The 13,222-nt window shown below is 70.8% G+C and carries 14 protein-coding genes; 5 read left to right on the forward strand and 9 right to left on the reverse strand.

Annotated features, from left to right (window positions below; all coding sequences use genetic code 11):
* Window positions 1–96 precede the first annotated feature (96 nt).
* Complete coding sequence (locus ACIBF7_RS00400; RefSeq protein WP_397195977.1) at window positions 97–1,956, forward strand: cellulose binding domain-containing protein; 1,860 nt, start codon at window positions 97–99, stop codon at window positions 1,954–1,956.
* 10 nt (window positions 1,957–1,966) lie between these two features.
* Here ACIBF7_RS00400 and ACIBF7_RS00405 read toward each other — a convergent pair whose 3' ends face one another.
* The 3 genes from ACIBF7_RS00405 to helR all read right to left on the reverse strand — a co-directional run bounded on the left by ACIBF7_RS00405 (window position 1,967) and on the right by helR (window position 5,319).
* Window positions 1,967–2,257 carry a DUF3817 domain-containing protein gene (locus tag ACIBF7_RS00405; protein ID WP_219546732.1) on the reverse strand — a complete coding sequence of 97 codons (291 nt, stop codon included), beginning with the start codon at window positions 2,255–2,257 and terminating at the stop codon, window positions 1,967–1,969.
* A gap of 58 nt (window positions 2,258–2,315) precedes the next feature.
* A complete protein-coding gene (locus tag ACIBF7_RS00410; protein WP_219546733.1) occupies window positions 2,316–2,870 on the reverse strand; it encodes a dihydrofolate reductase family protein in 555 nt (184 codons plus the stop codon).
* A gap of 280 nt (window positions 2,871–3,150) precedes the next feature.
* Window positions 3,151–5,319, reverse strand: a complete 2,169-nt coding sequence (gene helR / locus ACIBF7_RS00415; RefSeq protein ID WP_397195979.1) for an RNA polymerase recycling motor ATPase HelR — start codon at window positions 5,317–5,319, stop codon at window positions 3,151–3,153.
* A 285-nt stretch (window positions 5,320–5,604) separates the two neighbouring features.
* Between helR and ACIBF7_RS00420 the strand changes: the two genes are divergently transcribed.
* Window positions 5,605–6,258, forward strand: coding sequence for a DUF998 domain-containing protein (locus tag ACIBF7_RS00420; RefSeq protein ID WP_271275651.1), 654 nt, complete (start codon window positions 5,605–5,607; stop codon window positions 6,256–6,258).
* A 52-nt stretch (window positions 6,259–6,310) separates the two neighbouring features.
* Here ACIBF7_RS00420 and ACIBF7_RS00425 read toward each other — a convergent pair whose 3' ends face one another.
* The 6 genes from ACIBF7_RS00425 to ACIBF7_RS00450 form a co-directional block, all read right to left on the reverse strand.
* Window positions 6,311–6,871, reverse strand: coding sequence for a fasciclin domain-containing protein (locus ACIBF7_RS00425; RefSeq protein ID WP_271275650.1), 561 nt, complete (start codon window positions 6,869–6,871; stop codon window positions 6,311–6,313).
* Window positions 6,872–7,039: 168 nt separating this feature from the next.
* Window positions 7,040–7,471 (reverse strand): SRPBCC domain-containing protein, encoded by a 432-nt coding sequence (locus tag ACIBF7_RS00430; RefSeq protein WP_271275649.1) that lies wholly within the window; start codon window positions 7,469–7,471, stop codon window positions 7,040–7,042.
* Window positions 7,472–7,490: 19 nt separating this feature from the next.
* Window positions 7,491–7,832 (reverse strand): winged helix-turn-helix domain-containing protein, encoded by a 342-nt coding sequence (locus tag ACIBF7_RS00435; RefSeq protein ID WP_148035232.1) that lies wholly within the window; start codon window positions 7,830–7,832, stop codon window positions 7,491–7,493.
* A complete protein-coding gene (locus tag ACIBF7_RS00440; RefSeq protein WP_271275648.1) occupies window positions 7,829–8,272 on the reverse strand; it encodes an SRPBCC family protein in 444 nt (147 codons plus the stop codon). The genes ACIBF7_RS00435 and ACIBF7_RS00440 overlap by 4 nt, the downstream gene beginning before the upstream one ends.
* Window positions 8,273–8,355: 83 nt before the next feature.
* The gene (locus ACIBF7_RS00445; protein ID WP_271275647.1) at window positions 8,356–8,724 is read right to left on the reverse strand and encodes a hypothetical protein; all 369 of its coding nucleotides are present in this window, start codon (window positions 8,722–8,724) and stop codon (window positions 8,356–8,358) included.
* 9 nt (window positions 8,725–8,733) lie between these two features.
* Window positions 8,734–9,348, reverse strand: a complete 615-nt coding sequence (locus ACIBF7_RS00450; protein ID WP_148035235.1) for a TetR/AcrR family transcriptional regulator — start codon at window positions 9,346–9,348, stop codon at window positions 8,734–8,736.
* Between the two features lie 190 nt (window positions 9,349–9,538).
* Here ACIBF7_RS00450 and ACIBF7_RS00455 point away from each other — a divergent pair, with 190 nt between their 5' ends.
* The 3 genes from ACIBF7_RS00455 to ACIBF7_RS00465 all read left to right on the forward strand — a co-directional run bounded on the left by ACIBF7_RS00455 (window position 9,539) and on the right by ACIBF7_RS00465 (window position 13,213).
* Window positions 9,539–11,128, forward strand: a complete 1,590-nt coding sequence (locus ACIBF7_RS00455; RefSeq protein WP_397195980.1) for an MFS transporter — start codon at window positions 9,539–9,541, stop codon at window positions 11,126–11,128.
* Window positions 11,129–11,248: 120 nt separating this feature from the next.
* A complete protein-coding gene (locus tag ACIBF7_RS00460; protein WP_397195981.1) occupies window positions 11,249–12,223 on the forward strand; it encodes a phosphotriesterase in 975 nt (324 codons plus the stop codon).
* A gap of 36 nt (window positions 12,224–12,259) precedes the next feature.
* On the forward strand, window positions 12,260–13,213 hold the full coding sequence (locus ACIBF7_RS00465) for a phosphotriesterase (protein ID WP_397195983.1): 954 nt from the start codon (window positions 12,260–12,262) through the stop codon (window positions 13,211–13,213).
* Window positions 13,214–13,222 lie beyond the last annotated feature (9 nt).

The raw sequence follows: 13,222 nt of genomic DNA on the forward strand, positions 1-13,222 counted from the left end.
GTGATCGTACGGACCGAAAATTTCGGCTCTTGATTGACATGTTTCGGGAGGATTCTCAGACTGATCACCGACCCCTCACCGCAAGGGAGAGCTCCGGTGATCATCGGGATCCGTATGAGAGCCGTCGCGCTGGCGGCGGCCGTGACGCTCGCGGCCGCCGGTGCCGTGGCGCTGACCTCCGCCGAGGCCGTCGCGGCCGCCGGGGTCGAGGACGAGGGCGCCGACTGCGCGGTGTCCGGCCTGCCCGGCGAGGGGTCCCTGCCCACCGTCTCCCGGCTTCCCGACCCGTTCATGAAGCTGAACGGCACGCGCGTCTCGGCCAGGTCCGAGTGGCGGTGCCGCCGGGCGGAGATCAAGGCGCTGGCGGAGAGGTTCGTCTACGGCGAGAAGCCCGCGAAGCCGTCCGGGGTGACGGGGACGGTGTCACGCACCGGCATCACCGTGAACGTGTCGCACAACGGCAGGAGCGCGAGCTTCTCGGCGGGCGTCGACCTGCCGAGCGGTTCCGGCCCGTTCCCCGCGGTCATCGTCCTGGGCGGGCTCGGCGCGGACACGGCCACGATCAAGGCGGCCGGCGCGGCCGTCGTGACCTACGACCCCCTCGCGGTCGGGCGGGAGGGCACGCCGCGCTCCAGCAAGCAGGGCGCGTTCTACAACGTCTACGGCTCCTCCAGCGGTACGGGACTGCTGGCCGCCTGGGCGTGGGGCGTGAGCCGGATCATCGACGTCATCGAGCAGTCGGGCGGCAGCGTGCTCACCGCCGACGCGACCGGCGTCACGGGCTGCTCCCGGTACGGCAAGGGCGCCTTCGTGGCCGGCGCCTTCGACCAGCGCATCGCCCTGACCATGCCCATCGAGCCGGGCAGCGGCGGCCTCGCGGCCTTCCGCGCGATCCCCGGCGAGAGCGGCGCCCAGCCGCTGAGCAGCGCCTACGGGGAGCAGCCGTGGCTGGGCGACGCGTTCGGGTCCTTCACCGGCAACCCGGCCAGGCTGCCGGTCGACACGCACTCGGTCGTGGCGATGATCGCGCCGCGCGGCCTGTTCGTCATGGACAACCCGCACATCGACTGGCTGGCCGCCAGGTCGGCGAGCGTCGGCGCCCTCGGCGGGGCGGAGGTCTACAAGGCCCTCGGCGCGGAGGCGAACATCACCTACTGGTCCGACGTCCAGGACGGCAACCACTGCGCCACCCGGTCCGAATGGCGCACCCCGCTGCAGCAGACCATCCAGAAGTTCCTGCGGAACACGGGCAGCCACACGGGCTCGATGCGGATCTCCCCCAGCAAGCGGGGCAACCTCGCCGAGTGGCGTGACTGGCAGACCCCGGCGCTCGGCGGCTCCGGCGACACCACCCCGCCGACCGCGCCCACCGGCCTCGCCGCCTCGGGCACCACGGCCACGGGCACGAGCCTGAGCTGGACGGCCTCGACCGACGACACCGGCCTGGCCGGCTACGACATCCTGCGCGCGCCCGGGCCGAGCGGCGGCACGTTCACCCAGGTCGGCACCTCGGCCACGACCTCGTACGCCGACACGGGCCTGACGCCGGACACCACCTACCGCTACCAGGTCAGGGCACGCGACGCCGCGGGCAACACCTCGCCGGTCTCGAACACCGCCCAGGTCACCACGCAGCCCGGCCCGTCCGGCGGGACCTGCGCGGCCGTCCCTACCGTGCAGACCCAGTGGAGCACCGGCTACGTCGTGCAGCCGCTGACCATCACCAACACGAGCAGCTCGACCATCACCGGATGGACGGTGACCTTCACGCTCCCGGCCGGCCACACGCTGACCGGCTCGTGGAACGGCACCGTCACCACCAGCGGGCAGACCGTGACCATCAGGAACGTCGCCCACAACGGCACCCTCGCCGCCGGAGCCCGCACCACCAGCGTCGGCTTCCAGGTGAGCCGCCCGAGCGGCGACGCCCTGCCGTCCGGCTACACCTGCGCCTGAAGGGCTCGGATCAGGACTGCGTCACCATGCGCGACGCCATGCGGCGCTCGAACCACAGCGAGGTGAACGGCGGCACGGCGCACGCCAGGCCCAGCACCACCGTGCCGCGGCTCCAGCCGGCCTCACGCGCCGCGAGCACCACCCCGGCCGCGTACAGCACGAACAGCGCTCCGTGTACCGGCCCGAAGATCTTCACCCCGAGCTCGGTGGTCTCCGTCACCCACTTGAAGAACATGCCGATCAGCAGCCCTGCCCACGAGCACGCCTCGGCCACCGCAACGATCCTGAACCAGCGCAGCATGCCGCACCCTTTCACCTGGAGGAAGCGCTCACTCTACAGGCTGTAGAGCTGGCCGTGGTCAGGCGCCCTCGGGCTTGTAGACCAGGGACAGCACCCCGGTCGTGAACGTCTGCGACTTGACCAGCTCCAGCGGGATGGCGTCGCCGCCCTCGTCGAACAGCCGCTCGCCCTTGCGGACGGCGATCGGGTGCACCAGCAGGTGCAGCTCGTCCAGCAGCCCGGCGGCCAGCAGCTGCCGGACCACCGAGACCGAGCCGCTCATGGCGATCCGGCCGCCCGGCTCGTTCTTCAGCGCGGTCACGCCCTCGATCAGGTCGCCCCGCAGCTGCTCGGAGTTGCGCCAGGTGAACTCCAGCGACTGGCGCGACACCACGATCTTCCGCGCGTCGCCGAGGGTCTTGGCGAAGTCGGCGTCCTCGCCGCCCGCCGCCTCCCGCTCCGGCCACGCGCCCACGAAGCTGTCGTAGGTCTTGCGGCCCACGAGCACGGTGTCGGCCATGCCCTCCGTCACGGCGGCGCCCATCTCTTCGTTGAAGTACGGGAAGTGCCACTCCGCCGGCTCGTCGATGACGCCGTCGAGGGAGATGAACAGGCTTGCGGTGATCGTCCTCATGACGGTCCTCCGGGGAAGGGGCGGGGCTGTCCGGCCGCGCCGTTCTGTCGTACCGACAGCTTCGCCGGACCTGCTTACGGATCCCTTAAGGCGTCCTGCGGTCCGGCCGTCAGGAGACCGGAAGGGGTTGGGCCTCAAGCCGCTGTTCCGGGCTTCCCGCGGACTCTCCGCAGGCCCGCGAGCCGGCCGTCCGCCTCGCGCGGGCGACCGCCGAGCTCGCCGGCAGGGAAGCCACCCCTCGCGTGGATCTCGGCCGCTCTTCGCGCCTCGATCCCGGACGTCAGGGGCTCGTGAGGACGACCAGTTGCCGGGTCGCCCTGGTCATCGCGACATAGCGGTCGACCGCTCCTTCGACGCCCTCGCCGAACGCCTCCGGGTCGACGAGGACGACCAGGTCGAACTCGAGCCCCTTCGCCAGCTCCGGGGTCAGCGACCGGACCCGGGACGTCGCCCGGAACGCGGGATCGCCGATGACGCAGGCGATCCCGTCGGCGTTCGCGGCGAGCCAGCCGTCCAGGATCGAGTCCAGCTCCCCCGCGGACCCGTGCGCGACGGGGACGCCGCCGCTCCGGATGGAGGTCGGCACGTTGGCGTCCGGGAGCGCGGCCCTGATGACCGGCTCGGCCTCCGCCATGATCTCCTCCGGCGTCCGGTAGTTGATGGTCAGCGAGGCCAGGCTGACCCGGTCGAGCCCGACCCGCTCCAGCCGTTCCTGCCACGACTCGGTGAACCCGTGCCTGGCCTGGGCGCGGTCCCCGACGATGGTGAAGCTCCTGGACGGGCAGCGGAGCAGCAGCATCTGCCACTCCGCGTCGGTCAGCTCCTGGGCCTCGTCCACGACGACGTGCGCGAACGGGCCGGCGAGCCGGTCCGGTTCGACGCCGGGCAGCATGCTCTCGTCGACCAGGGCGTCCTTGATGTCCTGTCCGTGCAGCATCATCACCGCGCCCTCACCGTCGTCGTCGGCCTCGATCATGTGGTCGACGACCGCGGACATCCGCTCGCGCTCGGCGGCGAGGGTGGCTTCCTGGCGGCGCCTGTGGCGTGACGCCTCCGGGTCGCCGAGCCGCTGCCGGGCCGCGTCCAGCAGCGGCAGGTCGGACACCGTCCAGGCCTGGGCGTCCGCGCGCCGCAGCTTCCGCACCTCCTCGGGGCTGAGCCAGGGGGCGCACATCCGCAGGTAGGCGGGCACGGTCCACAGGTCTCCGACGAGGTCGGCGGCTTCGATGATCGGCCACGCGCGGTTGAAGGTCGTGAGCAGCTTCCGGTTGCGCAGCAGCGACCTGCGGATCAGGTCGGCCGGGGCCTCGACCTCGTGCCTGTCCACCAGGATCGTGAGCAGCTCCTCCCAGATCCGGTCGCGCGCCTCGTTGTGCGGGGTGCCGGGCTCCGGCGCCTCGAACGCCTCGGCCCAGTCGTCGGCGCTCAGCCGGATCTCGTCCCAGTCGGTGGTGACCGTCATCTCCTCGGTGGGCGGGTTCTCGTAGAACCTGACGGCCGGCTCGATCGCCTTCACCAGGTCCGCGGACGCCTTCAGACGGGCCACCTCCGGGTCGGTCTCGACCCCGGCGGCGGCGCCCTCGGCGACGAGGTCGCGCAGGGTGCAGGTCTGCACGCCCTCCTCGCCGAGGCTGGGCAGGACGTCGGACACGTAGGCCAGGTAGGGCTGGTGCGGGCCGACGAACAGCACGCCGCCCCTGCGGTGGCCGAGCCGGGGGTCGGAGTAGAGGAGGTAGGCGGAACGGTGCAGCGCGACGACGGTCTTCCCCGTGCCGGGACCGCCGTCGACGACGAGGGCGCCACGGGATCCGGCGCGGATGACGGCGTCCTGGTCGGCCTGGATGGTGCCGAGCACGTCGCGCATCCGGCTCGACCGGTTGCCGCCGAGGCTGGCGATGAAGGCGGACTGGTCGTCGAGCGCGGCGTGCCCGTCGAACCCGTCGGAGGTGAAGACCTCGTCCCAGTAGTCGCTGATCCGGCCACGCGTCCAGCGGTACCTGCGGCGGCTCGCCAGGCCCATCGGGTTGGCGTGGGTGGCTCCGAAGAACGGCTCGGCCGCCGGTGAGCGCCAGTCGAGCAGCAGCCGGCGACCCTCGCCGTCCGTCAGGCCGAGCCGTCCGACGTACACGGGCTCGGGGTCGTCCGCGCCGACCATGCGCCCGAGGCACAGGTCGAGACCGAACCGGCGCAGCGCGCGCAGGCGGGCGGACAGCCGGTGGACCTCCAGGTCCCGGTCCAGCGCCGCCCGGCCCTTGCCGCCCGGCGCCTTCCGCGTGGCGTCGAGCCGGTCGGACAGCTCGGCGATCGTCTGCCGCAGGCTCTCCGCGATGGCCGCGAAGTGCCGCTCGTCGCCGGCGATCAAGGCCGGGTCCGCCTTGGGCGCGAGGTTGCCGGGTAGGTCGAACGCGCTGGTGGTCAGCGGGTTCGTGTCAACAGCTCCGAAACGCACGTGCGCCCCCCAAGTTTCCGCAGGTTCTGGCCCCGGCCGACGATTCTGCGGCACGACCCGGGTCTTGCCGCAAGCCCGGGGGTGCGCTATAGGTTGGAAGTGGAAAGGCGCGGATCTTCCCCTTTCCTCTCGTCCGCCGCCTGAGGCGGCTGTCTCGGGCCCTCGCAGGGCCATACCTATCACTGCTCACGGCTGATCGACGTCCTTCTGCCGACCTTGTTGACAAAGGATATTTTTACGTACAAGCTCATTTTTGCAATCAGCCACGACCGATGGAGATCGACCATGTCCTCCGACACCGCCGTTGACCGGCCACCCCTGCGCACGACCCGCGCCCTGCTCGCCTGCGGAGTGGCCGCGGGGCCGCTGTTCGTCCTGCTGATCGTGGCGCAGGCCATGACCCGCGACGGGTTCGACGCCCGGCGCCACCCGCTCAGCATGCTCAGCCTGGGTGATTACGGCTGGATCCAGACGTGCAACTTCCTGCTCTGCGGGGTGCTGGTGCTGGCGTCCGTCGCCGGTCTGCGCCGTACGCTCCGGCCCGGGACGCCGGGCCGCGCCTGGGGCACCTGGCTCATCGGGGTCTACGGCGCGAGCCTGATCTGGGCCGGCGTCTTCCCCACCGACCCGGCCGAGGGATATCCCGTCGGAACCCCTGACGGCCCCGGCGAGGTCAGCTGGCACGGCATGCTGCACAACCTCGCCCCGGTCGGGATGGGCCTCGCGCTGAGCGTGGCGTGCCTGGTGTTCGCCCGCCGGTTCGCCCGCGCCGGTCAGCGTGGCTGGGCTCTTTACAGCGTCCTGGCACCGGTGGCCTACCTCGTCCTGGGGTTCGCCGCGTTCCCCGCGCAGGACTTCCGCCTGATGGTCGTCGGCGGCGCGGCCATCTGGACCTGGGCGGCCGCGCTGTGCCTGAAGTCGATGCCGACCGGAAGATGAGGCGCACGCGGCGCGAGACCGCGCCGCGTGCGCCGTGGGCGTCTGTCCTGCCCTACTGGGGCATCAGGACCTTGTCGATGACCTGGACGGTGGCGTTACGCGTGGGCACGTCGGCGCAGACCACCTTCGCGTCGTTGACCGTGATCTCCTGGCCGGAGGCCTTCGCCGTCAGGTCCCCGCCCTGAAGGGTGGTGAGCGGCGCGCCCTCCAGGTCGGCGGCCATGTGCTTCCCTTGGACGACGTGGTACTGGAGAACCTTGGTGAGCTCTTCCTTGTTCGCCATGAGCTGGTCCAGCTGCTCCTTCGGGACAGCCTGGAACGCCTCGTTGGTGGGTGCGAACACGGTGATGTCCTCGGCGGAGTTCAGCTTCTCTGTCAGGCCGGCCTCCTCGACTGCCTTGGCCAGCGTGGAGAGCTCCGGCACCTGGGTGAGTGCGGTCCCGACCGGCTTGTCGGCGATGTCCTTGAGGCTGCCCTCGATGGCCGCGCACCCCGGGCCTGACGGGCTGCCTCCGTTCGTGGGCTGAGGCGCGGGCGAGGTGACGGACGCGCCGGCGGTACCCGTCACGGTGGCGGCCAGTGTCATGGCCGCGGCGATGAGCAAGTGCTTCACGATGGTCCCCCTGAGATCCTTGGGACCCGCCCGACGGCGGAGCCCGTATGGCGTGCCCGAGATTCCGGACCACGGATTCCCTGATCTCCAGTGTTGAGGAGCTCCGGCCACGGCCAAGTCACCTAGCGCTCAAACGGGGACAAAAGGGGCGTTACTGACTTTTGGCAGTCAGTTCCAGTTGTCGATCTTCACATCGTCGGGGGCCGGGGCGCCCTTCCCGGTTTCGACCAGCGACTTCAGGCTCATGAGGAAGACCGCCCACTTGGTGCTGCAGTGGTGCATGAACTCCACCGGCTCCTTCCAGCCCGCGTGCTTGAAGAGGATGACGGTGTAGTCGTCGGCCCGATCGAGGTCCCAGCCGACGTGCGTGCCGATCCACTCCTCGGGCCCGCCGACCACCTCCCACAGCACGCGCTCGCCGGGGCGGGCGTCGAGGACCTTCATGTCGAACCCGTCGGTCCCGAACCTGAACCGGAGCACGTCGCCCTCGCCCCGGGTGTCGGCCGTCCACCAGCCGGCGAGCCCTTCGACGGTGGTCAGGGCCTCATAGACGTCGGCCGCCGGTGCCTTGATCCCCACTCTGTGCAAGATGTCTGCCATTGCCGGTCCTTCCATGGATTCACTGGTGATCTTTTTCGCGCTGGATCGTCTCGGCGATCCGCTTGATGCGCCGGAGCCTGGCGTCCCATGCCGCCCCCACCGAGGACAGCTGGGCCACGGCGCGGGCGAGCTGCGCCTCGTCCACCCGGTATCTCTTCTCCCGCCCGGCGGGCGCCGCGTGGACGAGGCCGGCGCGGTCGAGCACGACGAGGTGTTTCGCGATGGCCTGCCGCGTCACGGGCAGCCGCTCGCTGAGACTGGTGGCGGTGCCGCTGCCGTCGGCCAGGAGCAGGTCGAGCATCCGCCGACGGGTCGGGTCACCGACCGCGGACCACAGGTCGTCGTCGACGGCGGCGGTCATGGAGCCGACACCAGGCGCGCCGCGTACGCGCCGAGCCGGGGAACGAAGGTGTCCCAGCCCTCGACGTGCTCGCGGTACATCTGGGCCAGCTTGGCGGCCTCCCAGCCCATCTCCCGGAACCCGGTCTCGGTGAGCCGGATCCTCGTGCCCGTGCCCGACGGGGTGAGCTCGAAGGTGACCAGCAGGGATTCGGCGACCTTGCCGTCGGAATAGCACCAGCGGAACGAGAACAGCCGGGGCGGCTCGACCTGGACCACGGTCATCGGGGAGACGACCGCCCTGTCACCCCAGACGAACTCCCCGACGGCGCCGGGAGCCGCCTCGAAGTCGGCGTCGTCCGTCCACCACTGCGAGATGTGCTCGGGACGGCTGACGACCTCGAAGACCACCTCGGGCGAGGCGTCGACGTGGATCTCCCGTTCGATGCTGCCGTACTCCATACGCCCGCTCCTCCTTGACGCGCAACCTTTGGTTGCACGTCAAGTTAGCAGCCGAACCCCCCATCACGCAACCATCGGTTGCGTCAGCCCTCGGCATCCCGGTATCGGTACCACGGGCCCGCCACGTGATCGGCGCCGTCCGGCCGCCCTTGGGGGCTCCTGACATAGCCGTGGGCGCGGTCCCCCAGCCACCCCCGGCCCAGCTCGAAGTAGACCAGGCCGTTCTCGCGGAAGACCCTCTCGAACGTGAGACCGCCGACGGTCCGCTCACCGAGCTCCTCGCCCTCGGCCAGCGAGCGGGCGACCTCCTCCATGCCGGCGACCGAGCCGGCGAAGCGGTCGTCCTCCGTGGGAGCCAGGGCCACGAGCGCGACCAGCAGGAGGGCGGCGGACACCAGCACCGCTCCCAGGTAGGCGGCGCCGCGTAACGCGGGGCCCTGCGTTCGGCTCATGGGGGCAGGCTAGTGGCGTCCGATCGTGCCGAACCAGCTCTCCGTGAGGACGTCCAGCATCTCGTCGCGCTCGACGCCCCAGGTGCCCGGCTTCCAGTGGCGCGCGACGTGGTCGAGCTCGGTGATGGCGACGACGCCGCGGAAGTGGCGGGTGCCGGCGGGGAACCGGCCGGCGCGGTCGAGCCCTTCCTTGATGTCGCCGGTGGCCTCGTTCAGCCACTCGTCGAGGAGCGCGCGGATGTCGGGGTCGACGGCCGCGGCCTCGAAGGCGGCCGTGGTGTAGGGGCGGATCACGTCCCACCGTTCGGAGGTGGACGCCAGCCACGCGCGGATCCGCTCGCGCGAGCCGTCCTCGACCACGTCGACCAGCTCGCGCTCGGTGGACCCGCGCTCGGTGGACGGGGTCCGGTCGAGCGCGGCGTTGAGCCGCTCCGAGATGAGGGCCTTCATCAGCTCGACCTTGGACGGGAAGTACGCGTAGAAGGTCACCCGCGTCGTCCCCGCCGCCGACGCGATGTCGTCGACCGTCGTCGTCGCGTAGCCCTTGGACCCGAACAGGTCGAGACCCGCGTCGAGCAGGAGCTTGCGCGTCATCTCCTTCTGTGCCGCACGGAGCGTCGCCATGCGGCCAGCATAGAGCACCCCGGCCGCCTTCCACTCTCACTGATCGTTCTCAATACGTACCGCTCAAACACTTGATGCAGTGTCAAGTCATATGACACATTGCACGCCAATGAGGTGATCGGGCTCACACGGGTGGCCGATCCCGAGCGCGGCCGGAACCGGTCCGGCCTGTGGACAAGAAAGAACCGCGATGACGCAGACCGCTGCGCGCAAGCAGGGCCACACCGCCACGGTGATCGCCGGCTGCTTCGCCGTCCTCCTCGCGCAGGTGGCGTACTCACTGCCCGGCGCCCTCAACGGCACCTTCCACCAGGAGTTCCAGACCACCGGCGCCCAACTGACCTGGGTCACGGCCGCCTTCGCCATCCCCATGGTCGTCTTCGAGCTGACCACCGGCGTGCTCGGCGACCTGTTCGGCCGCAAGCGGCTGCTGCAGGCGGGTGCTCTGCTGACCGTGGCCGGCTCACTCGTCAGCTACGTCGCCGAGACCGTCCAGGCCCTGTGGATCGGGCAGGCCGTGGCGGGCTTCGGGGCCGCGATCCTCTACCCGATCTCGCTGGCCATGCTGGCCGCGGCCAGCCCGTCGCAGGAGGCCCGGTCCAAGGCCATCGCCGTGTGGGCCGGCTTCCTCTCGATCGGTGCGGCGATCTCCCCGCTGATGGGCGGATGGCTGGCCGAGCAGGGCGACTGGCGGGCGTCGTACCTCGTCGTGGTCGCCGCCGCGGTCGTGTCGATCGTGATCACCCGGTTCGCCGCCGACTCCTCGGCGCCGGAGGGCCGCAAACTGGACGTCCCCGGCCAGGTCACGCTGGCCCTCGGCCTGATCGCCATCCTCTTCGCCGCCACGCAGGGCTCCGAAGCCGGGTTCGCCCGCACCGAGATCATCGGCGCCTTCGTCCTGGGCGCCGCGCTCCTCGGCGCCTTCGTCGTCATCGAGCTGCGCACCGAGGTGCCGCTGCTGCACCTCGGCATCTTCGCCAACCGCTCCTACGCGGTCGTCGCGATCGCCACGGTGGTCGGCATGTTCGCGTTCCTCGCGACCTGCTACTCGATGAGCATCTGGCTCGGCGCGATCCAGCACCAGAGCGCGCTGAAGATCGGCGTGCTGTTCCTGTTCATCCAGGGCCCGGCCTTCGTGCTGGTGCCGATCGTCTCCCACCTGATCAGGAACTTCTCGCCCCGCTGGGTGCTCACCGCCGGCTTCTCCCTCATCGCCGTCAGCGGCGTCTGGTGCTCGACCTTCGACGTCCACGACATGGACTGGACGCGGTTCATCGCCCCGATGCTGGCGCTCGGCGTCGGCTTCGCGCTCACCGTCGGCTCGATCACGGCGGTCGCGATCAACACCGTTCCGCTGCGGCTCGCAGGCATGGCCAGCGCCACCACCAACCTGCTCCGCGACTTCGGCTTCGCCCTCGGCCCGGTGCTCATCGCCGCGTTCGCGGTCAGCCGGGCGAACAGCGACATGAGCGCCGGTTTCGGCGGGGCGCTCGGCGCGTCCGGCCTCCAGCCGCCGTACACCGACATCGCCGGAGGGATCGCGAACGGGAGCGGCGCCATGGCGATCAACTCGATGCCGGTCGTGCCCGGCGCCGGCCCGGACATGCCGCCGGTGCCGATGCCCGAGAGCCTGCGCACGCTCGCGCTCGAGTCGCTCGGCAGCGCCTACAGCCTCGCGTTCCTGGTCGCCGCCCTCTGCGCCGCCGCCGCCGCTGCTCTGACCCTGTTCGGGCTCTTCGGCCCGAAGCACGACGCCGACCTGTCCAGTACGAATGGATAGGTAAATTTACGTGACGGACATTTGCTTGACACAATGTAAAATCAGATGCCACGATTCACAGTGCGGGGTGACGCGGTCACTCGCTGAGACCCGAGCTGAAACCCGAAAGGAGTGGCAGTGATGGGTGCCCAGACCGACACCGTCAACACCGTCCTCGGCCCGGTTCCCGCGCGGGAGCTGGGTGTCGTCGCGGTGCACGAGGCCCTGCTGTCGGTGTTCCCGGGAGCGGAGCAGGCGTTCGACGTCACCCTCGACCGCGCCGAGATCTTCGAGACCCTGGCCGCGAAGCTGACGGACTTCCGCCGCCATGGAGGCGGCACGATCGTCGACAGCACCGGCATGTTCCACGGGCGCGACGTGCGGCTCTACGAGACCCTCTCGCGCGCCACCGGCGTGCACATCGTCGCGTCGACGGGCCAGGGCCCCGAGGAGATGCTCGGCGGCTACTTCCTGACACCGCAGACCAACCCGCCGACGCCCTGGCCGGCCGAGAAGTTCGCCGACCTCTTCGCCAAGGAGGTCACCGAGGGCATGGTGGTCCCCCGGGTCGAGCGGCGCGGCGCCGCCGGCCTCATGGCCACCGCCGCGACCCCCTCGGGCATGACCGCGACCGACGAGAGCCTGTTCCGCGGCGCGGCCAGGGCCGCCCTCGCCACCGGCGTCCCGGTGTCCATCCGTTACGGCGGCGACGCCGTACACGATCTCGAGGTCGTCCTGGACGAGAAGCTGCCCGCCGGGCGCGTCGTCGTCGGCGGGCTCGACCGCCGGGACGCCGTCGCGGCCGGCGCGCCGCTCGCGGTCGCGGCCCGCGGCGCCTACGTCGCCCTCGACCACGTGGGCACCGAGGACGACGCCCACGTCACCGACGCCGGACGCGCCGCCCTGGTCGCCGAGCTGATCGAGGCCGGCCACCGCGACCGGATCCTGCTCTCCAGCAACGCGACCGGCGTCGCCAAGGGACACCCCGCCAACGACGTGCGCTACAGCCACGTCCTCACCACGTTCGTCCCCCTCCTCAGGACACGGGGCCTCGGCGACGAGGACGTCCGGCGGATCCTCGTGGACAACCCCCGCGACCTGCTGTCGGTGCGCTGAGCGCGACAGCCCGAGAGAGCTTCGAAGGTGAGTTTTGTGTCGAGAGTGAACACCGTCCTGGGGCCGATCCCGGCCGAGGAACTCGGTCTCGTGGCCGTCCACGAGCACATCGGGTACGGCATGCCGGGCTCCGAGCTGGACACGAAGTGGTGGAAGACCCCCGAGCAGCGGTACGAGGAGACCGTCCCGAAGCTGCGCCGGTTCCACGAGTACGGCGGCGGCACCTTCGTCGACGCGACCGGCATCTGCAACGGCCGCGACGTCGACTACTACAGGTCGCTGTCGGCCAAGACCGGCGTGCACATCGTGGCGAGCACCGGCTTCGTCGGCGGCGACACCGCGCTGCCGTTCTTCGCCCGGGCGAGCGTCGACTACCTGACCGAGCACTTCGTCCACGAGATCACCGTGGGCATCGGCGACACCGGCGGCCGCGCCGGCATCATCAAGGTCGGCGTGAGCCGCGGCGGCCGCATGACGGACCTGGACAAGCGCATCTACCGCGCCGCCGCCCGCGCGGCCCTGGCCACCGGCGTGCCCATCCTGACCCACCTGGCGATCGACGCCGAGAACGCCATCGCCATCTTCACCGAGGAGGGCCTCCCGCTCGACCGCGTCCTGTTCGGGCACGTCGACGACGGGGTGAACGCCGACAAGACCCGTGACACCTGGATCGCGGAGCAGGGCGGCCGGATCGGGTTCGACACCTTCGGCTACGAGACCGAGCTGGAGGACCCGCCCTTCTGGGCCCGTCCGCGCAAGGAGCGGCTGGACCACTTCCTGCGCTTCGTCGGTCAGGGGCACCTGGGCAAGGTGCTCGCCTCGGCCGACGCCAACTGCAGCCCGCTGGGCTGGCCGGGCGTGAAGGGCCACACGGTCAACTACATCTTCGAGGACCTCATCCCGGACCTGCGTGCCGCCGGCCTCGACGAGGCCACGATCACCACCATCTTCGTCGACAACCCCGCCGACTTCCTGACGATCCAGAACTGACAAGGACCA

Source organism: Nonomuraea sp. NPDC050478 (assembly GCF_044458265.1).
Lineage (GTDB): Bacteria > Actinomycetota > Actinomycetes > Streptosporangiales > Streptosporangiaceae > Nonomuraea > Nonomuraea ferruginea.